The sequence below is a fragment of the Blautia sp. AM29-29 genome, assembly GCF_003480555.1.
In the GTDB taxonomy this organism is placed as follows: Bacteria; Bacillota; Clostridia; order Lachnospirales; family Lachnospiraceae; genus Fusicatenibacter; species Fusicatenibacter saccharivorans.
The window spans coordinates 111,293-134,895 of sequence record NZ_QUJD01000002.1 but is presented as its reverse complement, the minus strand read 5'-3'; the positions used below and the strand labels follow the sequence as shown (position 1 = coordinate 134,895).

The following is a 23,603-nucleotide window of genomic DNA, read 5'->3' as shown; positions in this document are numbered from 1 at the left end:
ATTATGGGATACAGCCAGGACACAATCTGTGTACAGGGAGGATGGCAGCCGAAAAACGGTGAGCCGCGTGTACTTCCGATTTACCAGAGCACAACATTCAAATATGCAACCAGCGAGGAAATGGGAAAACTGTTCGATCTGGAGGAAGAGGGATATTTCTATTCCCGTCTGCAGAACCCGACGAACGACGTCGTAGCACAGAAAATCTGCGATCTGGAGGGCGGCGTGGCAGCCATGCTCACATCTTCCGGCCAGGCGGCAACGATGCTTGCTGTTACCAACATCTGTGAGGCAGGCGACCACGTTGTCTGCGCGGCAAAGGTTTATGGAGGAACCTCCAACCTGCTCGCCGTTACCTTAAAACGATTCGGCATCGAGACTACCCTCGTGGACCAGGATGCGCCGGCAGAGGAGCTGGAAAAAGCATTCCAGCCGAACACCAAAGCTGTCTTTGCCGAGACGATTTCCAACCCGGCAGGTGTTGTACTTGACATTGACAAGTTTGTTAAACTTGCACATGAGCACGGCGTTCCGATGATCTGCGACAACACCTTTGCAACCCCGATCAACTGCCGTCCGTTCGAGTTCGGTGTAGATATTGTCACCCATTCCACCACAAAATACATGGACGGCCATGCAATGGCGCTCGGCGGAGCGATTGTCGATTCCGGAAACTTCGACTGGGATGCGCATGCAGACAAATTCCCGGGCCTTACTACACCGGACGAATCGTACCACGGCGTGATTTATACGCAGAAATTCGGTAAAAAAGCGTATATCACAAAAGCAACCGCACAGCTGATGCGTGATATGGGAGCGTGCCAGTCCCCGCAGAATGCATTCCTGACGAATGTCGGTCTGGAGACCCTGCACCTGCGCGTGGAGCGCCACTGCAGAAATGCCGAGAAAGTGGCAGAGTTCCTGAAAAATCATCCGAAGGTAGCGTGGGTTGAGTACGCAGGCCTTGCAGACAGCAAATACCATGCACTGGCAGAAAAATATATGCCGAACGGAACGTGCGGCGTTCTCTGCTTCGGACCGAAGGGCGGAAGAGACGGTGCGATGCGTTTTACGAACGGCCTGAAAATGGTAGCAATTGTAACACACGTTGCCGATGCAAGAAGCTGCGTTCTGCACCCGGCAAGCCATACCCACCGCCAGCTGAACGATCAGCAGCTCATCGAAGCCGGTGTTCTGCCGGATCTGATCCGTCTGTCGGTCGGCATTGAGGATGTGAACGATATCATTGCAGACCTTGATCAGGCGCTTGCGAACGTATAAAGATACAAAAAACAGGATGTGAAAAGGAGCGTATTGGTAAAATGGAAGAAATGGCAAAGAAACGCGTAAAAGATTCTGAGACAGAGCAGTCGTATCTTCTGATGCACCGCCATATCAACGGCTATGGCCGTCTGTTCGGCGGCCAGCTGGTCGCGTGGATCGATGAGCTTGCCGGTCTGGTGGGACGCCGCCACTGCGGCCACGAAATCACCACCGCGTGCATCGACAATCTGAACTTCAAGCATCCTGCTTTTCTGAACGACACCGTCGTACTGGTCGGAAGAGTGACGTATGTCGGACGCACCTCAATGGAGGTGCGCGTCGACACGTACGTGGAAGAGCTTGCGACCGGCATTCGGAAAATGATCAACCGTGCCTACGTGGTGATGGTGGCCATCGACGAGAACGGCCGCGCACTTCCCGTCCCGGGCCTGATTCTGGAATCCCCGGAGCAGGAGGCCGAGTGGGAGGGCGGAAAACGCCGCTATGAACTGCGAAAAGAGCGTCACAGAGAGGGGTTCTAAGTTGACGTTCACCCGCACATTTGCAGAATCCACCGGAGCTGTCTTCGTGCATTCTGAAAATTTTATTTTAAGAAAATCCCGCCGTGTCCCTTGACAGGCGGGATTTTCCATGTTAAGGTAAAGGCAGTTATACGACTGACGGAAGTGGAAATGACCACAGGGAGTATAGCGTGAGAAGAGGCCGACCGTCTGGGCAGAAGAATGCTTGGGGGAGTGGGTCTGTTTTTTTATCCAAAAACAGAAAATCCCATTCCAGCCACCTTGAAAAGGAGATCAGAAGATGAAAAAAGTATCACTGGAACAGGAATTAAAAGGAAATGCATATCCAGGAAGAGGAATTGTGATCGGCAGATCCAAAGACGGCACAAAAGCCGTTGCCGGATACTTTATTATGGGCAGAAGCCAGAACAGCCGCAACCGTGTCTTTGTTGAGGAGGGTGAGGGAATCCGCACACAGGCGTTTGATCCGTCGAAGCTGGAAGATCCGAGCCTGATCATCTACGCACCGGTACGCGTTCTGAGAAATGATACGATCGTAACAAACGGAGACCAGACCGATACCGTATATGAAGGACTGGAGCAGGGAAAAACGTTTGAGGTATCCCTTAGAAGCAGAGAGTTTGAGCCGGATGCACCGAACTACACTCCTCGTATTTCCGGTGTGATGCACGTAGAGAACGGAACGTACGGCTACCAGATGTCGATCTTAAAGAGCAACAACGGCGATCCGTCCCAGTGCAACCGCTACACCTTCTCCTATGATAACTGTGTAGCAGGGGAAGGTCATTTCATCCACACCTACATGCACGACGGCAATCCGCTGCCAAGCTTTGAGGGTGAGCCAAAACTGGTCGAGATTCCGGATGACATCGATGCTTTCACCGAACTGCTCTGGAGCAGCTTAAACGAGGACAACAAGGTGTCCCTCTTCACACGCTATATCGACATTGCAACCGGCAAGTATGAGACAAGAATCGTGAATAAAAATAAATAAGAAATCGAGTGTTTTGCGAAAGGAGAAAATCATGAAAGAATTAGCGTTAAAATACGGATGCAACCCGAACCAGAAACCTTCCAGAATTTACATGGATGATGACAGGGATCTTCCGATCGAAGTATTAAGCGGCCGTCCGGGCTATATCAATTTTCTGGATGCCTTCAATGGCTGGCAGCTGGTACGTGAGCTGAAAGCAGCCACCGGTCTTCCGGCAGCAACTTCCTTCAAGCACGTTTCCCCAGCAGGTGCAGCCGTAGGTCTTCCGCTGGACGAGACCCTGCGTAAAATTTACTGGGTAGACGATATGGGAGAGCTTTCTCCGTTAGCATGCGCTTATGCAAGAGCCAGAGGCGCAGACCGTATGTCTTCTTTCGGCGACTTTATCGCACTTTCTGATGTCTGCGACAAAGACACCGCATCTCTGATCAAACGTGAGGTTTCTGACGGTGTCATCGCTCCGGGATTTACCGATGAAGCACTGGAAATCTTGAAAGCAAAGAAAAAAGGTAACTACTGCGTCATCAAAATCGACGAGAATTACCGTCCGGCTCCGCTCGAGCACAAACAGGTCTTCGGCATTACCTTTGAGCAGGGCCGCCAGGAGCTGCCGATCGACGATGAGCTGCTCTCCAACGTGGTAACCGAGAACAAAGAGATTCCGGAAGCAGCAAAACGCGATCTGAAGATTGCACTGATTACCTTAAAATATACCCAGTCCAACTCCGTATGCTTCGTCAAAGACGGTCAGGCCATCGGTGTCGGCGCAGGCCAGCAGTCCCGTGTGCACTGCACCCGTCTTGCCGGACAGAAAGCCGACAACTGGTTCCTGCGTCAGTGCCCGAAGGTGCTGGATCTGCAGTTCGTAGACGGCATCCGCCGCGCAGACCGTGACAATGCGATCGACGTTTACATCGGCGAGGAGTACATGGATGTTCTCGCAGACGGCGCATGGGAGAAGATCTTCAAAGTAAAACCGGAAGTCTTCACAAGAGAAGAGAAACGTGCATGGCTCGACCAGATGAAGGGCGTAACCTTAGGTTCCGATGCCTTCTTCCCGTTCAGCGACAACATCGAGCGCGCACACAAGAGCGGCGTCCAGTACATCGCAGAGCCGGGCGGATCGGTTCGTGATGACGCTGTCATCGAGTGCTGCAACAAGTACAACATGGCGATGGCATTTACAGGAATCCGTCTGTTCCATCACTAAAAAGAAATGCGTTTTATATTTATATAAGAAGAAAGAATCCGGTCTCTGGGCGGCCGGATTCTTTCTTTTTTTCGCACATGTATCATCAAAGAGAGAGTAGCACTTTCTGAAGAATAAAAAATAAGCAGGAAGAGGGCGGTACCGCCCTTTTTCTGTCGAAAACCCCTGTTCTTTTTCGGAAAAGTGTGATAAAATACCCCATGGGCGTATCTTTTGCCCGCTGCAAAAAGGAGGATGAGGAATATGCGGCAGATGGAATTTAAAATGGAGCGACAGGGACTTCTCGAGGAAGGCCAGGAAGTCAACGTGACAGAAAGCGCACTGCCTACCTCCTATTATTATACGATTACCCCGGCAGTGGCCATGAGCAGGAATTATCAGGCGTATGAGAGGCTGCAGTCCCGGAAGGGAATCGTAAAAGAAGTAAAAGAGACACCGAGAGGATTCTATACGGTAGTGGAGTTTGATGAAGATGAGCCGACCTGACGAGAACAAAAATGAGCACCCGGTGGTGCATCCGATTCCGCCGGTTTACCGCGCCGATTCCCGGATTCTGATTCTCGGCAGTTTTCCGTCCGTAAAATCCAGGGAGACCGGATTTTTTTACGGCCATCCGCAGAACCGTTTCTGGAAAGTGACGGCAGCCGTGTGCGGGGAAGAGGTGCCGCAGACCGTGGAAGAGAAGAAGGCGTTTCTGCTCCGGAATCATATCGCTGTCTGGGATGTGATCGCGTCCTGCGTCATCACAGGCTCGAGCGATGCGAGCATCCGCGATGTTGTGCCGAATCCGCTGCAGGACATTCTGGAATGCGCCGATATTCGGCAGATTTACTGCAACGGGGCGACCGCGTGGAAGTATTACCGGAAGTACCAGGAGAAGCAGCTGGGACGGGAAGCGGTTCGCCTTCCGTCGACGAGTCCCGCGAACGCCGCATGGTCTGTGGAGCGGCTGCTTGGCGAGTGGAGCCAGTGCGGAGAAGTCTTACGAAACGGAGAGTGACAGGATGAAAAAAGAGTACGAGACCGTCTGGGAGATTTTTAATGAGTGTGCCAATAATCAGATGCGGGACGTCTTTTTCGACGAGATCGAGACGGATGACCCGGAGGCGTATATCCGTCAGAAATTTCCGGACAAAAACTTAAAATATGAAAAAACGGTGGAAGCGGACGGATCTCTGGTCTTTGACATTGAGACCTCCGGCATCCGCCAGCGGTTTACGTTTACAGAAATCTGAATCGCGCAGAAAATACCAGAAAAGCGGAGAAAAAAACGATGAGTGAAGAAAAACACACGCATGTGCATGTGCTGGAAGACGGCACCGTGATCGAGCATTCCCACGATCACGCCCACGGGCACCATCATACAAATACAAAAGCAGTCTTAAACCGCCTCTCCCGCGCGATCGGACACATGGAGTCGATCAAGCGGATGGTAGAGGAAGGCCGGGACTGCACTGAGGTTCTGATCCAGCTGTCTGCCGTGAAGGCGGCCATTAACAATACAGGAAAAATTATCCTGGAGGATCACATTGAACATTGCATCGTCGATGCAGTCGAGCATGGGGACACAAAAGCGATTCAGGAGCTGAATAAGGCGATCGACCGCTTTGTCAAATAAGCAAGAAAAACAAGAAAAGAGGAAAGAAACATGGCAAAAGAATGCAGCAATTCGAGCTGTTCCAAAGAAAGCTGCGAAGGATGTCCAAGCAAAGCAGGACAGGGCAAACCGGATTTTCATATTGATCTGAATGCCGATTCTTCGATCAAACATGTCATTGGCGTTGTCAGCGGCAAGGGCGGTGTTGGTAAATCCATGGTAACCGCATCTCTGGCAAACCAGAAAGCAAAAGAGGGCTACAAGGTTGGTATCCTCGATGCCGATATCACAGGACCGTCCATCCCGAAAATGTATGGCCTGAAAGGACCTGCAAACGTAGATGACAAGGGCGTTTACCCGGCAGTTGCAGCAAACGGCGTAAAGGTAATGTCCATCAACCTCCTGCTTCCGGGCGAGGAAGAGCCGGTCATCTGGAGAGGACCTGTCATCGCAGGAACCGTAAAACAGTTCTGGACCGACGTCATCTGGGGCGACCTGGACTATCTCTTCGTCGATATGCCGCCAGGAACCGGTGATGTTCCGCTGACCGTTTTCCAGTCTCTTCCGGTAGACGGCGTAGTGATCGTATCTTCCCCGCAGGATCTGGTGCGCATGATCGTCATGAAAGCCTACAAGATGGCACAGATGATGAGCGTTCCGGTGCTCGGTATCGTAGAGAACTACAGCTACCTCGTATGTCCGGACTGCGGCAAAAAGCTGTCCATTTTCGGCGAAAGCCACATCGACGAGATCGCAGCCGAGATCGGCGTGCCGGTTCTCGGCAAAATGCCGATTCATCCGGAGTTTGCCGAGCTGGTGGACGAAGGAAGATTTGCAGAAGTGGATAACACCGATATTGCAAAGATCAACATCTAATCATTAAATATAGAAGCAAGTAATGGCATGAAAAACTCGTTTTTCCTTGATTTTACAAGGAAAAGCGGGTTTTTTTGACAAGATTTTTACGTTTCTTTTGGCAAAAACTATTTTATTTTAAACGGATTTTGTGTAACCGGTTACACACGACTGCGCAAATGAGACAAAAAGCGACAAATATGAAGGGTTAATGAGAAAAACTTGCATAAAAAACATGCATAATATGGCAAAAACAAGGAAATAAATTCAATATTGACATTTAAAGAGAAAAAGTGCATAATCTACCTCAACGATAGGAAAACAAACAGCTATTGATTAAGAAAGAGGTGAATCGTATGTCACACTGCGTAGTAAGACTCAATGGAACTGAGGAAGTAGAGGAGTTTGTAAAAGCAGCTTCCAAATGTGATTTTGATATTGACATTTTTTACAACCGCGTTATTATTGATGCAAAATCCATTCTTGGCATCCTCAGCATGGATCTGAACCGTGATCTCACCGTACACTGCTATGGTGACAGTCCGGCATTCAATAAAACCCTGCAGAAATTTGCTGTAGCATAAATTTTATTAAGGGAAACGAAAAAAATTCAGCCTGCGCCGCCAGCGAGAGTAGAGACAGAATTTGCGCAGGGGACTTTCTGAAGAAAAACTAATCACACGAGACACATAACTTCAGAGAGAAAAAAGGAGACTGTTGCGGCAGTCTCCTTTTTTCTGTATAATGATAACTATTCAGAGCCATGCGAAATTCCAGAAAAGGACACGAATCATGCTTGCATGAATGAGCGTTCTTTTCTGGAATTTCATATGGCGAGAAGCCACATCGAGATGCAGCGCAGCGGAATCGAGATGGGGCTCTGAATAGTCTGGTTAGAAAAGGAGCGGGCTAGTGGAAGAGAAGAAGAAAGAGATCCGGATTTCCGTGCGGAATCTGGTGGAGTTTATTCTGCGCAGCGGGGATCTGGACAACTCGTCGGGCGGTTTTGGCGAGCGGGATGCCATGCAGGCGGGAACGCGGGTGCATCAGCAGATTCAGAAAAAACGGGGCGCCGATTACCGTGCGGAGGTTCCGCTGGTTCACGAAAAAGAATATGAGCATTTCATCCTGCGCGTCGAGGGAAGAGCAGACGGCATGTACGAGGACGGAACCACGACCGTGATCGAGGAGATCAAGGGAACGTACCGTGACCTCGAAACGATGGAAGAGCCGGTTCCGGTACATCTGGCACAGGCGAAGTGCTACGCTTACATCTACGGCTTTCAGAACCGCAAAGAGGAGATGGGCGTGCTGATGACGTACACCCTGCTCTCCTCCGAGGAGGAAGGCCTTCTGCGCCCGCTCACCAAAGAAGAGGTAAAGCCGGAGCACTCCAACTGGCGCATCCGCCATTTTCTGCAGACGTACAAGCTCCCGGAACTGGAGCAGTGGTTCGATGAGCTACTCGACGCCTGGTTTATCTGGGCGGAATTCCAGTACCAGTGGCAGAAAGCGCGAGATGCCTCAATGCAGCACCTCGAATTCCCCTTCCCGTACCGGAAAGGCCAGCGGGAACTGGTGAGCGGCGTCTACCGTACCATTCTGCGGAAAAAAGAACTCTTCGTCCAGGCACCGACCGGCATCGGAAAAACAATGTCCACGGTCTTTCCGGCCATCCGCGCGATCGGAGAGGGCTGCGGCGACCGTCTTTTTTATCTGACTGCGAAAACCATCACCCGTACCGTGGCAGAGGAGGCGGTCTCCATTCTAAAAGAGAAGGGACTGCAGTTCAAAGCAATCACGCTGACCGCAAAAGAAAAAATGTGCATCCTCGATGAGCCCGAATGCGATCCGATCCACTGCCCGCGCGCGAAAGGCCATTTTGACCGGATCAACGCGGCGGTGTACGAGATGCTGACGGAATGCGATTCCTACACAAGAGAGGAAGTCCTGCGCCAGGCGGAAAAATGGAACGTCTGCCCGCACGAGTTCCAGTTTGATGTGGCTTCGTGGGTGGACGGCGTGATCTGCGATTACAACTATGCGTTTGATCCGACCTCGAAATTAAAACGCTTTTTCGCAGAAGGAACGAAGGGTGATTACATCTTTCTGATCGACGAGGCGCACAACCTGGTCGAGCGGGGCCGCGATATGTTCAGTGCCACGCTCGTCAAAGAGGAGATTTTAAAGGTCCGCCAGCTCCTCCGCCCGTATGCACCGGGCAAAAAGCTCGAGAAGGCGCTGAATCGCTGCAATCACCAGATGCTCGTCTACAAAAGAGAGTGCGATTCCTGCACGGAGCTGGAAAGCGTATCGACGTTTCTTATGATGGTCAATCAGCTGCTGGAAGAACTGGCGGGCTGGCTGGAAGCGCATAAGACAAGCGAAATCCGGAAGCAGGTTCTGGAATTTTACTTTAACTTGCGAAATTTTTCCGAGATTTACAATTTAGTGGATGAAAATTATCTGATCTACACGAGTTATCTCGATAACGGCGATTTTGCACTGCGCCTGTTCTGCGTCAACCCGGCGGAGAATCTGCAGCAGTGTATCAACCAGGGGCGGTCGGCCGTCTTCTTTTCCGCGACGCTGCTGCCGGTGCAGTATTATAAGAAGATGTTCAGCACGAATACGGACGATTACGCGATTTACGTGGAGTCCCCGTTTGATCCCACGAAGCGGTGTCTGGCGATCGGAAGCGAGGTCAGCACGAAGTATCAGCGGAGAAACCGCGCAGAGTTTGAGAAGATCGCTGCCTATCTGAACGAGATGATCCAGAGCCGGAAGGGCAACTATATGGCGTTCTTCCCGTCATACCGCCTGATGCAGGATGTCTATGCGGTCTATGAGGAACTGTATGCAGATGAAAACGTGACCTGCCTGATCCAGGAGTCGGCGATGCGGGAGCAGGAGAGAGAAGCGTTTCTGGAAGCATTTGCGAAAGACAACGAGAAAACGCTGGTGGGATTCTGTATCATGGGAGGCATTTTCTCGGAGGGAATTGATCTGGACGGGGAAAAGCTGATCGGCGCGGCCGTTGTGGGAGCCGGAATCCCGCAGGTGGGGCCGGAGAGAGAACTTTTAAAGCAATATTTTGACCGTAGCGGAGAGAACGGTTTCGACTACGCGTACCGCTATCCCGGCATGAATAAAGTATTGCAGGCGGCAGGGCGCGTGATCCGTACGACGGAGGACACGGGTGTGATTCTGTTGCTCGACGAGCGGTTCCGAAACCGGGAGTACCGCGAGCTGTTCCCAAGAGAATGGGAGGACTGCCGGATTGTGCAGCGCAGCAGCCTCCCGGAGGTAATCCATTCGTTTTGGGAGAGGGTGGATTGTGAGAGCGGATCAAAAGCCGGGCAGCAGGAAATGAAATCTCGGTGCAGCGCTGAACGTTACGTGTGATCCGCGCGGTTCCGGTATTCGCTCGGCGAGCAGCCCATCTGCTGCCGGAAAATTTTAGAAAAATAGGCAGGACTGGAAAATCCGGTCTGTTCCGCTACGGAAGTGATACTGGCCTGGCGCTCGAGAAGGAGCGGCAGGCTTTTTTCAATACGGTAATCGAGAAGATAGTCAAACAGGGATTCGTTCATGCATTTCTTGAAAAAACGGCAGCATTCACTGCGGCAGATGTGGATCTGTGCGGCGAGATCCTCGAGCGTCAGATGCTCCATATAATGGCGGTGGATGTAGTCGAGCAGAATGCGGAGCCGCTCAACATCACGCGCTGCCGCCGTGTTCTGGGATTCACCGGAAAACGATGCGTGGCGGTAAATCTCAATCCAGATCGACAGCAGAAGCTCCTGGATTTCCATCTCAAACGCGGACGGCTGCGAAAGCGAGAGGTCGTAGATGCGGTGCATACAGGCAAGTACCTGGTTCTGCCAGTTGATCTCCGGCGAAAAGACGATGGAGGCGAGCTGCATATCCGTCAGCACCGGTTCGACGTAGCGCGTCTGGATCACACTGTTTGAAAAACCATAGAGAAAGCGCGGGGCGAACGTGGTTGAAATATAGACGCAGTCCATCCCGTCGATCATGTGGCCGCTGTGAAGCGCATTCGTGTTGCAGAAAATGCCGTCCCCTTCTTTTAAGACATACGATTTGCCGTTGACCTGATATCCGATCTGCCCCGAGAGGACAAACGTCAGCTCAATTTCCGGGTGCCAGTGCCAGGAAAAGGAGCCGCGCTCGTAGCGGGAGAGCTGTTCGTAACTGATGTTGACAGGAAATTCATAGCTGCCGTGGGCCTTCAGCTCACGGTTTTCTTTATCCATGCGGATCTGCATGAAACGTACCTCCAATCCATAAAATCCGTTAAAAATCATACGATAAGTAAAGTATGCGGCAAAAAGGGAAAAAAAACAAGAAAAAATCGAAGATCACCTCAATATAATTATCGTTTGCCCCAATATTGTTGTTGCAGATGGGCGTACGGCTCACTATAATGATACTTAAGAAGATAAGAAAAAACACACAAACACACAAACACACAATACACACACAACACACAAAACGAAACCATGAAAACAACACACCAAAAAGAAAAGGAGACAACAAAATGAAACAGCAGGTACTGGATTGTTTTGCAAAACTGTTCGGGGGAGAGGGCGACATCCGCACCTACTTCGCACCTGGACGTGTAAACCTGATCGGTGAGCACACCGATTACAACGGAGGCCACGTGTTTCCATGCGCACTGACCATCGGAACCTACATGGCAGCAAGAAAACGTGACGACAGAAAGCTTCGTTTTTACTCTATGAACTTTGAAAAACTCGGCGTGGTAGAATCTTCTCTCGATGAATTCCTGATGGGAAAAGAAGGCAACTGGACCGCATATCCGAAGGGAATGATGTGGGCATTTTGCCAGAAGGGCTTCCCGGTAGAGCAGGGCTTCGATATCGTGCTCTACGGAAACATTCCGAACGGCTCCGGCCTTTCCTCTTCCGCATCCGTTGAGACCGTAACCGGCGTAATGCTGCGTGACATGTTCGGCTACGACACCATCTCCATGATCGACATCGCTCTGTACGGCCAGTTCTCCGAGAACAACTACAACGGCGTCAACTGCGGTATCATGGATCAGTTCGCCATCGCCATGGGCAAAAAGGACTGTGCGATCTTTCTTGACACCAGCGATCTGAAATATGAGTACGCACCGGTTAAACTGGAAGGCGCAAGAATTGTCATCTCCTGCAGCAACAAGAAACGCGGCCTTGGCGACTCCAAATACAACGAGCGCCGCAGCGAGTGCGAGACTGCTCTGGCTGAGATTCAGAAAGTCAAAGACATCAAGAGCCTTGGCGAGCTGACCGAGGAAGAGTTTGAGGCAGTGAAAGATGCCATCAAAGATCCGGTCCGCCAGAAACGTGCAAAACATGCTGTTTACGAGAACCAGAGAACCGTTCAGGCCGTTGCAGCTTTAAAGGCAAACGACATCGCAAAATTCGGCGAGCTGATGAACGCATCCCACGTTTCCCTGCGTGATGACTATGAGGTAACCGGCATCGAGCTGGATACTCTTGTGGAAGAAGCATGGAACTGCCCGGGTGTCATCGGATCCCGTATGACAGGCGCAGGCTTCGGCGGATGCACCGTCAGCATCGTAAAAACAGAAGATATTGACAACTTCATCGCAAAAGTAGGCGCAGCTTACAAAGAAAAAATCGGCTATGCCGCAGACTTCTATGTCGTAGACATCGGAGACGGCGCAGGCGTATTAAAATAAGAAATAAAAAAGCTGGATCGGCAGCAGGGAGGAAGCTACAGTGATTAACGAGAGTATTGCAAAACTGGTAAAATATGGAGAAAATGCCGGTCTTGTTTCGGGACTGGATAAAATCTATGCGACAAACCGGATTCTGGAAGTCATGCAGATTTCCGATTACGAAGAGCCGGAGCAGATTCCGGAGACCCCGGATCTGGAAGAGACTTTAAATGAACTGCTTGATGATGCAGCTAAGCGCGGTCTTCTCGAACACAACAGCGTCGTTTACCGCGATCTGTTCGATACGAAACTGATGGACTGCCTGATGCCGCGCCCGGGAGAGGTGGTAAAGAAGTTTGAGGAACTCTATGCGAAGAGCCCGCAGGAGGCAACCGATTACTTCTACAAACTGAGCCAGGATTCCAACTACATCCGCAGATACCGCATCGCAAAGGATATCCGCTGGAGCGTACCGAGTGCCTACGGCGATATTGATATCTCGATCAACCTCTCCAAACCGGAGAAGGACCCGAAGGCGATCGCGGCTGCAAAACTGGCAAAACAGAGCGGTTATCCGAAATGCCTGCTCTGCAAGGAGAATGTGGGCTATGCGGGACGCGTCAACCACCCGGCGCGCCAGAACCATCGCATCATTCCGCTGACGATCAATCAGACGGAGTGGGGATTCCAGTACTCGCCATATGTGTATTACAATGAGCACTGCATCGTGTTCAATTTCCAGCATAACCCGATGAAGATCGAGCGCGCGACCTTTGTGAAGCTGTTTGACTTTATCAAGCTGTTTCCGCACTACTTCATCGGTTCTAATGCGGATCTGCCGATCGTGGGAGGCTCCATTTTAAGCCACGATCATTATCAGGGCGGTCACTATACCTTCGCAATGGCGAAAGCGCCGATCGAGCGCCATTTTACCATCAAAGGATACGAGGATGTGGAAACCGGCATCGTCAAATGGCCGCTGTCCGTCATCCGGATCCGCCACAAAGATGAGAAACGGCTGATCGATCTGGCAGAGCATATCCTGAACTGCTGGAGAGGTTACACGGATGAGGATGCGTTTGTATTCGCCGAGACTGACGGAGAGCCGCACAACACGATCACACCGATCGCAAGAAAAGTGGGCGATACGTTCGAACTCGATCTGGCACTGCGCAACAACATCACGACGGACGAATGCCCGCTCGGTGTTTACCATCCGCATGCACAGTATCATCACATCAAAAAAGAGAACATCGGCCTTATTGAGGTTATGGGACTTGCGATTCTGCCGGCGCGCTTAAAAGATGAGCTGGAAGAGCTTTCCAAATGCCTTGTAGAGGGAAAAGATGTCCGCGCTGTCGCAGAGCTGGAGAAACATGCCGACTGGGTAGACGAATTCCTGCCGCGCCATCCGGAGCTGAACAGCGAAAATGTGATGGATATCCTGAAAGAGGAAGTCGGAAAAGTCTTTGTCGGCGTACTCGAGGATGCCGGCGTTTACAAGTGCACCGAGGAAGGCAGAAGTGCATTTGCAAAATTCATGGAAACGTTGTAGAATAAACTAAATGCTTCAATTAACCCGCTGCGGCAAAAAAGCAGCAGCGAAGGAAAACATGGAGGATACCAAAATGAAAATCTTAGTTACTGGCGGTGCAGGCTATATTGGAAGCCACACCTGTGTGGAACTGCTGAACGCAGGCTATGACGTTGTTGTCATGGACAACCTTTACAATGCAAGCGAGAAAGCCATCGAGCGTGTAGAACAGATTACCGGAAAGAAAGTAACCTTCTACAAAACCGATATGCTGGACCGCGAAGGCGTAAAGAAAATTTTCGACAACGAGAAAATTGACGCTGTCATCCATTTCGCAGGCTTAAAAGCAGTCGGCGAGTCCGTACATAAACCGATTGAATATTATCACAACAACATGACCGGAACCCTGATTCTCTGCGATGAGATGAGAAACCATGGCGTAAAGAACATCATCTTCAGTTCTTCTGCAACCGTATACGGCAATCCGGCACAGATTCCGATCACCGAGGAGTGCCCGAAGGGAACCCCGACCAACCCATACGGCTGGACAAAAAGTATGCTCGAGCAGGTTCTGACCGACATCCACACCGCAGATCCGGAATGGAATGTTATCCTGCTTCGTTACTTCAACCCGATCGGAGCGCATAAGAGCGGCCTTATCGGAGAGGATCCGAAGGGCATCCCGAACAACCTGCTTCCGTATGTCGCACAGGTTGCCATCGGAAAACTCGAGTGCATCGGCGTTTTCGGTGATGACTACGATACTCCGGACGGAACTGGTGTCCGCGATTACATCCATGTTGTTGACCTGGCACGCGGCCATGTAAAAGCCATCCAGAAACTGGCTGACAACGACGGCGTTTCCATTTACAACCTCGGAACCGGCAAAGGCTACAGCGTACTCGATGTGATCCACGCATTCGAGAAAGCATGCGGCCATCCGCTGAAATACGAAATCAAACCGCGCCGTGACGGTGATATCGCAACCTGCTACTCCAAATGCGACAAAGCAAAAGAGGAGCTTGGCTGGGAGGCTGAGTACGGCATCGAGGAGATGTGTGCCGATTCCTGGAACTGGCAGCAGAAGAATCCGAACGGATATAACGACTAATGTAATGTGAGTGTTATCTGGCGGCCCGCCGATACTTGAAAGAGTGTCGGCGGGCCGTTTTTGTATAGATAAATTCAGTCTTTTTTCACAAAGTCCGGCTTGCTAATTAAGAGGGAATCCGATATAATGTAAGAGTTAAAGTGTCCGTAAAAAAGAGGGGCGGTTTGACATACAAGGAGGAAAAGCATGGACGATAGAAAAAATCAGAACCGGGAACCAGAAAAAGGCTCCGGGGGAGGACCGAAAAACAGACAGACGATACTCATTATCCTGATCTGCCTCCTCGTCAGCCTGATGGTGATGGGACTTCTGAACAATGCCCTTGGGGGAATTACTTCCGAGGATCTTGACTATAGCAAATTCCTGGACATGGTAAACAACGATGGAGTGCAGGAAGTTGTCTTGAAATCGGGAACACTGACCGTAACGCCGAAAGACCAGAAATCGGAGGGAATCACCTATCAGGTAACGATGATGGGAGATGAGCAGGAGCTGGTCGATCTGTTACAGGAGAAAGGCATTACGTACCACAAAGATCCGCCGGATTCTACCGGAACGATCATTTACACATTGCTGACCGTCATTCTGCCGGTTGTGATGCTTGTCGCTGTCATGGTATGGGTGATGCGCAGCATGAACAAAGGCGGCGGAGTCATGGGCGTAGGAAAGAGCAGAGCAAAGGCCTACGTACAGAAAGAAACCGGCGTGACATTCCGCGATGTTGCGGGACAGGACGAGGCAAAAGAATCGCTCCAGGAGGTTGTGGATTTCCTGCATAACCCTGGAAAATACACGACAATCGGTGCAAAACTTCCGAAAGGAGCGCTTCTTGTAGGCCCTCCTGGAACCGGAAAAACACTGCTTGCCAAAGCCGTAGCCGGTGAGGCGCACGTACCGTTTTTCTCGATGTCCGCTTCGGAATTTGTCGAGATGTTCGTCGGTGTCGGTGCATCGCGTGTGCGTGACCTGTTTGAGGAAGCAAAGAAAAACGCACCGTGCATCATCTTTATCGATGAGATCGATGCGATCGGAAAGAGCCGTGACAACAGCTACAACAGCAACGACGAGCGGGAGCAGACGTTAAACCAGCTCCTCGCCGAGATGGACGGATTCGACAGCTCCAAGGGTATTCTGATCCTTGCGGCCACAAACCGCCCGGAGGTTCTTGACCCGGCGCTGCTGCGTCCAGGCCGTTTTGACCGCCGGATTATCGTAGAAAGACCGGACCTGAAAGGCCGTGTGGAAATCCTGAAAGTACACGCCAAGAACGTATCGCTCGATGAGACGGTTGATCTCGACGGCATCGCACTTGCGACATCGGGAGCCGTTGGTTCTGATCTTGCAAATATGATCAACGAGGCAGCGATTCTTGCGGTCAAGAACGGAAGAAAAGCCGTTTCCCAGAAGGATCTTCTCGAGGCAGTCGAGGTTGTCCTCGTCGGAAAAGAGAAGAAGGACCGCATCTTAAGCCAGGAAGAGCGAAAGATCGTTTCCTACCACGAGGTAGGCCACGCACTTGTTACTGCACTGCAGAAGGATTCCGAGCCGGTACAGAAAATCACGATTGTGCCGCGTACGATGGGTGCGCTCGGCTACGTCATGCAGGTGCCGGAGGAGGAGAAATACCTCAACACGAAGAGCGAACTCGAGGCGATGATCGTCGAGTGCCTCGGTGGAAGAGCGGCAGAGGAGATCGTATTCGGCAATGTGACAACGGGAGCTTCGAATGATATCGAGAAAGCGACGAAGATTGTCCGCGCGATGATCACGCAGTACGGTATGTCGGAGAAATTCGGTCTGATCGGTCTTGCGACCCAGCAGAATCAGTACCTCGACGGAAGAATGGTCTTAAACTGCGGCGATGCCACAGCAACCGAAATTGACCACGAGGTCATGAAGATCCTGAAAGAGTCGTATGAGCAGGCAAAAGAACTTCTGGCAGCTAACCGCGATGCGATGGATGAAATCGCAGCTTACCTGATCCAGAAAGAGACGATCACCGGAAAAGAATTTATGGAGATTTTTCATCAGGTGATTGCAAAACGGAATGGAAACGCGGAAGAAGCGGTTGAAAATCCAGAAATATAAAAAGAAAGCGAAAAGGCCCGGCGGGAGCAGAGAAAACGATCTCTGCACGCTGGGCATTTTCAACATTACAGTCCCAAAAAGAGGAGGGTCATATGGCGTTTGATATCCAGGAAGAACTGAAAAAACTGCCGGGGAAACCCGGCGTCTATCTGATGCACGACGCGGACGATACAATTATCTACGTAGGAAAGGCGATTTCGCTGAAAAACCGTGTCCGCCAGTATTTCCAGACGAGCCGCAACAAAGGGCCGAAGATTGAGCGGATGGTCACGCATATCGCCCGTTTTGAGTATATTGTGACGGATTCCGAACTGGAGGCGCTCGTGCTGGAGTGCAACCTTATCAAAGAGCACCGTCCGAAATACAATACGATGCTGAAAGATGACAAGGCGTACCCGTACATTAAGGTGACCGTGAACGAGGATTTTCCACGCATTCTGTTTTCCCATCAGATGAAGAAGGACAAGGCGAAATATTTCGGCCCGTACACAAGCGCCGGAGCTGTGAAAGATACGATCGAACTGTTGCGGAAGCTGTACGATATCCGTTCCTGCAATAAGAGCCTGCCAAAGGAGATCGGCAAAGACCGCCCGTGTCTTTACTATCACATCCACCAGTGTAAGGCACCGTGCCAGGGATACATTTCCAAAGAAGAGTACGGCGAGCAGATCAAAAAGGCAATCAGTTTTCTGAATGGAAATTACAATGACATGATCAAAGAGCTGACTGGAAAAATGACGGAGGCGGCTGAGGAGATGCGGTTCGAGCAGGCGGCGGAGTACCGTGATCTGATCGACAGCGTGCGCAGGATCGGCGAGCGGCAGAAGATTACGAACAGTAACGGCGAGGACAAGGATGTCATTGCGCTTGCGATGGACAAAGAGGATGCGGTGGCGCAGGTCTTCTTTATCCGGAACGGAAAGCTGATCGGGCGGGAGCATTATTATCTGCGGATCGGGGAGGAGGAGCAGAAAAGCGAGGTGCTGCTCACGTTTATGAAACAGTTCTATTCCGGCACGCCGTTCATCCCGCGGGAAATCATGATTTCCGAGGAGATTGCCGAGCAGGAGCTGATGGAAGAGTATTTAAGCAGCAAACGGGGCCAGAAGGTCCGCATCCGCGTGCCGAAAAAGGGCAGCAAGGAAAAAATGGTGGAACTGGCAGAGCGGAACGCACAGATCGTTCTCGACCAGGACCGCGAGCGGATCAAGCGGGAAGAGGGTCGGACGGTCGGTGCCGTAAAAGAGATCGCCAGATGGCTGAACCTGCCGTCGATCGACCGCATCGAGGCGTACGATATCTCCAATATCAGCGGTTTCCAGTCGGTCGGCTCAATGATCGTCTACGAGAAAGGAAAGCCAAAGCGCGCCGATTACCGAAAATTCAAGATCAAATCCGTCGAGGGACCGAACGATTACGCCAGTATGAAAGAGGTCTTAAGCCGCCGTTTTCTGCGCGGCATCCAGGAGGACAGCGGTTTCGAGCGGCTGCCGGACCTGATCATGATGGACGGCGGACGCGGCCAGGTTAACATTGCGCTTGAGGTGCTTGAAGAAATGGATCTTGCGATTCCGGTCTGCGGTATGGTAAAGGACGACAAGCACCGCACGAGGGGTCTGTATTTCCGAAACGTGGAAATCCCGATCGACCGGAACAGCGAGGGCTTCAAACTGATCACACGCGTGCAGGACGAGGCGCACCGCTTTGCAATCGAATACCACCGCCTGCTGCGGAGCAAAGGCCAGGTCCACTCGATTCTCGACGACATCCCGGGCATCGGGCCGACAAGAAGGAAAGAACTGATGCGCCACTTTCAGGGAATTGATGATATCAAGGCGGCAACCGTGGAAGAACTTTCCGGACTTCCGGGCATGAATAAAAAGGCGGCGGAGCAGGTTTACACATTCTTTCACGCACCTGCACAGGAGGAAAATGAGGATTCGTCAAAATAGTTAAATTTCTAGGTTGCCCGTGATGCTTTATTGTGCTAAAATCATAGAAGAGACGGATTTAAAAAGACGTCGAATGAAGTCGGAGGACAGGAAAATGAAAGAAATTGAAATGACCAAAATGGTGGAGGAAATGGATCTCCGCAACCTGACACCAGAGGTTGATATGACAGATTTTGTCATTGCCACACCGGATATCAACCGTCCTGCACTGCAGCTGACCGGTTACTATGAGCATTTTGCCAATGAGCGTGTGCAGATCATCGGTTATGTAGAGTTCACGTATCTGCAGCATCTTGAAGAGAGCGAGCGCGTCCGCGCGTTTGAAGAGTTTGTAAGCCGCAAGATCCCATGTGTCATTTTCACCACGAAGATGATTCCGGGACCGGAAATTCTGGAGCTGTGCAATCGTTATCAGGTACCGGCCTTTGCGGTAGACAAATCGACTTCCGTTTTCATGGCTGAAATCATCCGCTGGCTGAATGTCCAGCTTGCCCCGATGATCTCCATCCACGGCGTGCTGGTCGATGTATTCGGCGAGGGCGTTCTGATCATGGGCGAGAGCGGAATCGGAAAGAGCGAGGCTGCACTGGAGCTGATCAAACGAGGCCATCGTCTCGTCAGCGATGATGTGGTTGAAATCAGCCGTGTCAGCGACATTACGCTGGTCGGAACGGCACCGGATATCACGCGTCACTTTATCGAGCTGCGCGGTATCGGTATCATCGACGTCAAGACACTGTTTGGTGTCGAGAGCGTAAAAGATACCCAGTCCATCGATCTTGTCATCAAGCTCGAGGAGTGGGACAAAGAGAAAGAATACGACCGTCTGGGCCTGGAAGAAGAGTATATTGAGTTCCTTGGAAACAAGGTTGTCTGCCATTCCCTTCCGATCCGTCCGGGCCGTAACCTGGCGATCATCGTAGAAACCGCTGCTGTCAACCACAGACAGAAGAAGATGGGCTACAATGCCGCACAGGAGCTGTACCGCCGTGTACAGGCTAACTTAGTGAAAAAAAGAGAGGAGAAGTAAGAAAATGGCAAACTATGTATTTGGAATCGATGTTGGGGGTACTTCAGTAAAATGCGGACTGTTCCAGACAGACGGAACTCTGTTGGAAAAATGGGAAATCCCGACCCGCACCGAAAACGGCGGAAGCGAAATTCTGCCGGATATCGCAAAAAGCGTAAAAGCAAAAATGGCTGAGAAGGGTATCGCGGCAGATGATGTTGCCGGTGTCGGCATTGACGTACCTGGCCCGGTTAATGACAAAGGTGAGCTTTCCATCGCAGTCAACCTGAACTGGGGATATAAAAATATCGTAAAAGAGCTTTCCGACGAACTCGGCGGAATGGCAGTAAAAGCAGCAAACGACGCAAACGCAGCAGCTCTCGGTGAGATGTGGGCAGGCGGCGGAAAGGGAAGCAAGAACCTGGTTATGGTTACCCTTGGAACCGGTGTCGGCGGCGGAATCATCGTGGACGGCAAGATCGTAGCAGGTGCTCACGGCGCAGGCGGCGAGGTTGGTCATGCATGTGTTGAGCCGGAAGAAGAAGCGGTCTGCAACTGCGGAAACCACGGATGCCTCGAGCAGATGACATCTGCAACCGGTATCGTTCGTCTGGCAAAGAAATATCTGGCATCCCATGATACTCCGTCTTCTTTAAGAGAAAGAGGAGAGTCCATCAGTGCAAAAGCTGTCTTTGATGCATTAAAAGAAGGCGATGCAGCAGCAGAAGCAATCGTTCAGGAGTTCTCCGAGTACCTCGGAAGAGCACTTGCAGTATTCGCATGCGTTGTTGACCCGGAAGTTATCGTAGTCGGCGGCGGTGTATCCAAAGCAGGCCAGATCCTGATCGACGGCGTAGCTAAATACTACCGTGAAGCAGCATTCATCGCATGCAAAGATACCCCGATCGTACTCGCTTCCCTTGGAAACGATGCTGGTATCTACGGCGCAGCAAAAATGCTGATTGACTAATTGATTCAGATGGAAAAAGAAGTATAGAAAAACCGGTCCTGCTGGCATATGCCAGAGGGCCGGTTTTTTGTGTATAGACTGACTGAAAAAGTTATTCGGAAGAGCCGCTCTCTTCGGACTGCGGCTGTACTTCCGATATCTCCGCCGGGGTATCCGGTTCTGACGGTGCATCAGGGGTCTCCGGTGTGTCAGGAGTCTCCGGTGTGTCAGGAGTCTCCGGTGTATTAGAAGGCGGATCGGCAGGTGTTTCGGTCGGAGCCGGAGTTTCCTGCGGTGCCTCCGTCGGTGTCGGGGTTGTCTGCGGAGTTGATGCTGCGGAAGGGGTTCTGGTCGGCGTCGGTGTTGAGGCCGGCGCGGTGTAGTGGCCCTTGCAACGCTCGGTCGGCAGATCGGATACCGCAAAGTATTCGGTGATGGACGGGCAGCTTGAGCGGGCGAGCAGGCCGGTCTTCGTACAGATCGTTGCCTCCTGTACTGTTGCGGAAGTTTCGAAATCCATATCGGCAAGGCCTTCGTGGATTTCATTCATGACCTTTGCCCAGAGACGTTTGTGGAATTCACGGTCGCTCTCCGGAAACTCCGCGTGTGTATCATACGTTGCCCAGATGGCAGCGGTATAATATGGTGTAAAGCCTGCAAAGACGAGATCCTTGGCCTCGTTCGTCGTACCGGTTTTTCCGGCTGCGTGCATATTGTCGAGGCGGGCGGCAACACCGGTACCTTTTTCCAGAACATCCTCCATGACATTGGTGAGGAGGGAGGCAGTGCTTGCCTTGAAGACCTGCGTTGCCTTGTTTTCTGTGTTGTCAATTAAAACATTTCCCTTGCTGTCGGTAACCTTTGTGTAGAACACCGGCTTGCGGTACTGGCCGCCGTCTGCGATTGCCGCGTAGGCTGCCGTCAGTTCGAGATCACTGACACCGTAGGTGATACCGCCGAGAGCCAGCGGCTGGATTATATCGTATTCCTCGGAGAGTTTGGAAAAACCAAGCTTCTTCAGATAATCAAAGCCGACCTTCGGCGTAAGCTCGGTCAGTACCTTGACGGCCGGGATATTGATGGAATTGATGATCGCCTGGCGGACGGTAACATCACCATGGTAGGTAAGATCCGAGTTCTGCAGCGGTGTGCCGTCACTGTAGTTGAACGGCTCATCCTTAATTACCGTAGCGAGTGTAATCTTTCCAAGGTCGAGCGCCGGTCCGTACGCGGAAAGAATCTTGAACGTGGAACCCGGCTGGGAATAATTATCGGTTGCGCGGTTGAAGGTAAGACTTGCTGTTTTTTCGCCGCGTCCGCCGACGATGGCTTTCACGTAACCGGTGCGCTGGTCCATAACGGTCATGCACGCCTGCGGCTGCGGGGTGAAGCTGCTGCGCTCGGCAACAATCGTATCGCCCTCCTGCATGATAGCGGCTTTGTACTGGTCGATATAGCTCTGTGCCTCCTCCTGGGAGTCAAAGAGCAGATCGAAATTCGGATCGCTGTTGCGGAAGTAGAGCTGCAGCATCTCTTTGCTGTAGTTCTGTACCTCGCCGTCTGCCTGCTCTACGGTGAGCGCCCAGTCGAGACCGATCTGCGTGTTCGCCGGGAAGTTCTCCGGATTCTGGAATTCCGTATCGAGGATTGACTGCATGTAGGAATCCTGTGTGGTATAAATTTTGAGGCCGCCGCTGTAGACAACGTTCTTTGCCTGCACTTCGGTGTAGCCTTTCTGTACCATCAGATCGTTGATCAGGTTGGTGATGACTTCATCGATAAAGTAGGAGTACGGCGCGCTCTCCGCCTGGGACTGCGTGTGCATGGCGATGCGGTCGTAAACGTTGTCGTTCATGGCAATGGTGTATTCTTCTTCGGTGATGTAGCCCTGCTCTTTCATGTTGTTCAGGATCTTGTCGCGGCGCTGCTGGTTTTTCTCCGGGTGGTTTTTCGGATTATATGCCGTCGGCGCCTTTGGAATTGCGGCAAGAACGGCGCATTCAGAGAGCGTCAGATCTTTTGCATCCTTTCCGAAATACGTCTGCGCTGCCGTCTGGACACCGTAGCAGCCGGAACCTAAGTTGATCGTATTCAGATAATTTTCCAGAATAACGTCTTTGGCGTTTTCACCCTCTGCGGTCAGTGTTTTTTCCAGCTTCAGCGCCAGGTACTGTTCCTGGATCTTCCGCTTGAAGCTCTGCATCCGCGTCTCTTCCATCCAGTCAGTGAAAACATTGTTTTTTAAGAGCTGCTGTGTGATCGTGCTGGCGCCCTCGGTAAAATGAAAGCCGTGGCTGACGCCGACAACGAAAGCACGGATGATACCGCTCGGATCGATGCCGTTGTGCTCATAAAAACGGGCATCCTCAACCGCGACGATCGCGTGCTGCATATCGAGCGGAATCTCCTCAATCGAAATCGAGACACGGTTTCCCTGAGCCCCGGTCAGCTTCTGTACCTGGTTGCCGTCAGCATCGTAGATAAACGACGCGTTGCCGAGCGGCATGATATTTGCCTCCGAGATATCAGGGGCACTGTCAATCACGCCGCGGACAGCGCCGATCACAAGCCCGGCACCGCAGACGAGAACGACAAGAAGAAGACAGAACGCGATGCGCAGCGCCGTCACGCCGGCCGTCTTTTCAATCTTTCCGTAATGGGACCGCAGATCTTCACGTTTGTCTTCCAGATGACTTTTTCCAAAGTGCATATAGAAAATCCTCCTTATGTCATGTTCCTGCAAAACTGATTTAGTTCAGTAATCAATGGTGTTCCTGCCCTGCAAAAAG

General features: G+C 51.5%; 20 protein-coding genes and 1 riboswitch. Of the genes, 18 read left to right on the top strand and 2 right to left on the bottom strand.

All coding sequences use genetic code 11. From position 1 onward, the window contains the following. Positions 1–3 precede the first annotated feature (3 nt). From DW769_RS02305 to DW769_RS02255, 11 genes are all read left to right on the top strand, one after another. Positions 4–1,281 (top strand): O-acetylhomoserine aminocarboxypropyltransferase/cysteine synthase family protein, encoded by a 1,278-nt coding sequence (locus DW769_RS02305; protein WP_022463108.1) that lies wholly within the window; start codon positions 4–6, stop codon positions 1,279–1,281. 41 nt (positions 1,282–1,322) lie between these two features. Next, positions 1,323–1,805 carry an acyl-CoA thioesterase gene (locus DW769_RS02300; protein ID WP_022463109.1) on the top strand — a complete coding sequence of 161 codons (483 nt, stop codon included), beginning with the start codon at positions 1,323–1,325 and terminating at the stop codon, positions 1,803–1,805. 121 nt (positions 1,806–1,926) lie between these two features. After that, positions 1,927–2,007, top strand: a riboswitch (ZMP/ZTP riboswitch). Positions 2,008–2,085: 78 nt separating this feature from the next. Next, positions 2,086–2,799, top strand: coding sequence for an IMP cyclohydrolase (locus DW769_RS02295; RefSeq protein WP_118749903.1), 714 nt, complete (start codon positions 2,086–2,088; stop codon positions 2,797–2,799). Positions 2,800–2,830: 31 nt separating this feature from the next. Continuing rightward, positions 2,831–4,009, top strand: coding sequence for a phosphoribosylaminoimidazolecarboxamide formyltransferase (locus DW769_RS02290; RefSeq protein ID WP_117760499.1), 1,179 nt, complete (start codon positions 2,831–2,833; stop codon positions 4,007–4,009). A gap of 243 nt (positions 4,010–4,252) precedes the next feature. Next, positions 4,253–4,495 (top strand): hypothetical protein, encoded by a 243-nt coding sequence (locus DW769_RS02285; protein ID WP_022463113.1) that lies wholly within the window; start codon positions 4,253–4,255, stop codon positions 4,493–4,495. After that, the gene (locus tag DW769_RS02280) at positions 4,482–5,009 is read left to right on the top strand and encodes a DNA-deoxyinosine glycosylase (protein ID WP_022463114.1); all 528 of its coding nucleotides are present in this window, start codon (positions 4,482–4,484) and stop codon (positions 5,007–5,009) included. Before DW769_RS02285 ends, DW769_RS02280 begins: the two co-directional genes overlap by 14 nt. A 4-nt stretch (positions 5,010–5,013) precedes the next feature. Beyond that, positions 5,014–5,244, top strand: a complete 231-nt coding sequence (locus DW769_RS02275) for a hypothetical protein (protein WP_022463115.1) — start codon at positions 5,014–5,016, stop codon at positions 5,242–5,244. Positions 5,245–5,282: 38 nt separating this feature from the next. Beyond that, positions 5,283–5,627 carry a metal-sensing transcriptional repressor gene (locus DW769_RS02270; RefSeq protein WP_055219739.1) on the top strand — a complete coding sequence of 115 codons (345 nt, stop codon included), beginning with the start codon at positions 5,283–5,285 and terminating at the stop codon, positions 5,625–5,627. A gap of 30 nt (positions 5,628–5,657) precedes the next feature. Continuing rightward, positions 5,658–6,482, top strand: a complete 825-nt coding sequence (locus DW769_RS02265; protein WP_055219741.1) for an Mrp/NBP35 family ATP-binding protein — start codon at positions 5,658–5,660, stop codon at positions 6,480–6,482. 335 nt (positions 6,483–6,817) lie between these two features. After that, complete coding sequence (locus DW769_RS02260) at positions 6,818–7,045, top strand: HPr family phosphocarrier protein (protein ID WP_022463118.1); 228 nt, start codon at positions 6,818–6,820, stop codon at positions 7,043–7,045. A 328-nt stretch (positions 7,046–7,373) separates the two neighbouring features. Beyond that, entirely contained in the window at positions 7,374–9,866 is a 2,493-nt protein-coding gene (locus DW769_RS02255) for an ATP-dependent DNA helicase (RefSeq protein WP_070103187.1), read from the top strand. On the opposite strand, the gene DW769_RS02250 is transcribed toward DW769_RS02255, so the two are convergent. Further along, positions 9,857–10,750: an AraC family transcriptional regulator gene (locus DW769_RS02250; RefSeq protein ID WP_055227007.1), complete on the bottom strand. Its 894-nt coding sequence runs from the start codon at positions 10,748–10,750 to the stop codon at positions 9,857–9,859. The genes DW769_RS02255 and DW769_RS02250 overlap by 10 nt on opposite strands. Positions 10,751–11,022: 272 nt before the next feature. Here DW769_RS02250 and DW769_RS02245 point away from each other — a divergent pair, with 272 nt between their 5' ends. The 7 genes from DW769_RS02245 (at position 11,023) to DW769_RS02215 (ending at position 20,835) form a co-directional block, all read left to right on the top strand. Then, a complete protein-coding gene (locus tag DW769_RS02245; RefSeq protein ID WP_022463121.1) occupies positions 11,023–12,192 on the top strand; it encodes a galactokinase in 1,170 nt (389 codons plus the stop codon). A gap of 40 nt (positions 12,193–12,232) precedes the next feature. Next, positions 12,233–13,726 (top strand): UDP-glucose--hexose-1-phosphate uridylyltransferase, encoded by a 1,494-nt coding sequence (gene galT, locus DW769_RS02240; protein WP_055219747.1) that lies wholly within the window; start codon positions 12,233–12,235, stop codon positions 13,724–13,726. Between the two features lie 73 nt (positions 13,727–13,799). Then, the gene (gene galE / locus DW769_RS02235) at positions 13,800–14,816 is read left to right on the top strand and encodes a UDP-glucose 4-epimerase GalE (RefSeq protein WP_118749938.1); all 1,017 of its coding nucleotides are present in this window, start codon (positions 13,800–13,802) and stop codon (positions 14,814–14,816) included. 186 nt (positions 14,817–15,002) lie between these two features. Beyond that, the gene (gene ftsH, locus DW769_RS02230; protein WP_055227005.1) at positions 15,003–16,904 is read left to right on the top strand and encodes an ATP-dependent zinc metalloprotease FtsH; all 1,902 of its coding nucleotides are present in this window, start codon (positions 15,003–15,005) and stop codon (positions 16,902–16,904) included. Positions 16,905–16,996: 92 nt separating this feature from the next. Further along, a complete protein-coding gene (gene uvrC, locus DW769_RS02225) occupies positions 16,997–18,856 on the top strand; it encodes an excinuclease ABC subunit UvrC (protein WP_118594607.1) in 1,860 nt (619 codons plus the stop codon). Positions 18,857–18,950: 94 nt separating this feature from the next. After that, complete coding sequence (hprK, locus tag DW769_RS02220) at positions 18,951–19,886, top strand: HPr(Ser) kinase/phosphatase (protein ID WP_118749902.1); 936 nt, start codon at positions 18,951–18,953, stop codon at positions 19,884–19,886. A 4-nt stretch (positions 19,887–19,890) separates the two neighbouring features. Further along, positions 19,891–20,835, top strand: coding sequence for an ROK family glucokinase (locus tag DW769_RS02215; protein WP_117509663.1), 945 nt, complete (start codon positions 19,891–19,893; stop codon positions 20,833–20,835). A gap of 91 nt (positions 20,836–20,926) precedes the next feature. Here the strand turns inward: DW769_RS02215 and DW769_RS02210 are convergent, their stop codons facing one another. Continuing rightward, on the bottom strand, positions 20,927–23,524 hold the full coding sequence (locus tag DW769_RS02210) for a transglycosylase domain-containing protein (protein ID WP_118749901.1): 2,598 nt from the start codon (positions 23,522–23,524) through the stop codon (positions 20,927–20,929). Positions 23,525–23,603 lie beyond the last annotated feature (79 nt).

Bases quoted from the DNA above. Each gene is read 5' to 3' on its own strand.
- DW769_RS02285 (WP_022463113.1), top strand. From the start codon at position 4,253: ATGCGGCAGATGGAATTTAAAATGGAGCGACAGGGACTTCTCGAGGAA.
- ftsH (WP_055227005.1), top strand. From the start codon at position 15,003: ATGGACGATAGAAAAAATCAGAACCGGGAACCAGAAAAAGGCTCCGGG.
- DW769_RS02300 (WP_022463109.1), top strand. From the start codon at position 1,323: ATGGAAGAAATGGCAAAGAAACGCGTAAAAGATTCTGAGACAGAGCAG.
- DW769_RS02295 (WP_118749903.1), top strand. From the start codon at position 2,086: ATGAAAAAAGTATCACTGGAACAGGAATTAAAAGGAAATGCATATCCA.
- DW769_RS02275 (WP_022463115.1), top strand. From the start codon at position 5,014: ATGAAAAAAGAGTACGAGACCGTCTGGGAGATTTTTAATGAGTGTGCC.
- DW769_RS02250 (WP_055227007.1), bottom strand. From the start codon at position 10,750: ATGCAGATCCGCATGGATAAAGAAAACCGTGAGCTGAAGGCCCACGGC.
- DW769_RS02245 (WP_022463121.1), top strand. From the start codon at position 11,023: ATGAAACAGCAGGTACTGGATTGTTTTGCAAAACTGTTCGGGGGAGAG.
- DW769_RS02280 (WP_022463114.1), top strand. From the start codon at position 4,482: ATGAGCCGACCTGACGAGAACAAAAATGAGCACCCGGTGGTGCATCCG.
- galE (WP_118749938.1), top strand. From the start codon at position 13,800: ATGAAAATCTTAGTTACTGGCGGTGCAGGCTATATTGGAAGCCACACC.
- DW769_RS02305 (WP_022463108.1), top strand. From the start codon at position 4: ATGGGATACAGCCAGGACACAATCTGTGTACAGGGAGGATGGCAGCCG.
- DW769_RS02210 (WP_118749901.1), bottom strand. From the start codon at position 23,524: ATGCACTTTGGAAAAAGTCATCTGGAAGACAAACGTGAAGATCTGCGG.
- uvrC (WP_118594607.1), top strand. From the start codon at position 16,997: ATGGCGTTTGATATCCAGGAAGAACTGAAAAAACTGCCGGGGAAACCC.
- DW769_RS02260 (WP_022463118.1), top strand. From the start codon at position 6,818: ATGTCACACTGCGTAGTAAGACTCAATGGAACTGAGGAAGTAGAGGAG.
- DW769_RS02215 (WP_117509663.1), top strand. From the start codon at position 19,891: ATGGCAAACTATGTATTTGGAATCGATGTTGGGGGTACTTCAGTAAAA.
- DW769_RS02290 (WP_117760499.1), top strand. From the start codon at position 2,831: ATGAAAGAATTAGCGTTAAAATACGGATGCAACCCGAACCAGAAACCT.
- hprK (WP_118749902.1), top strand. From the start codon at position 18,951: ATGAAAGAAATTGAAATGACCAAAATGGTGGAGGAAATGGATCTCCGC.
- DW769_RS02265 (WP_055219741.1), top strand. From the start codon at position 5,658: ATGGCAAAAGAATGCAGCAATTCGAGCTGTTCCAAAGAAAGCTGCGAA.
- DW769_RS02270 (WP_055219739.1), top strand. From the start codon at position 5,283: ATGAGTGAAGAAAAACACACGCATGTGCATGTGCTGGAAGACGGCACC.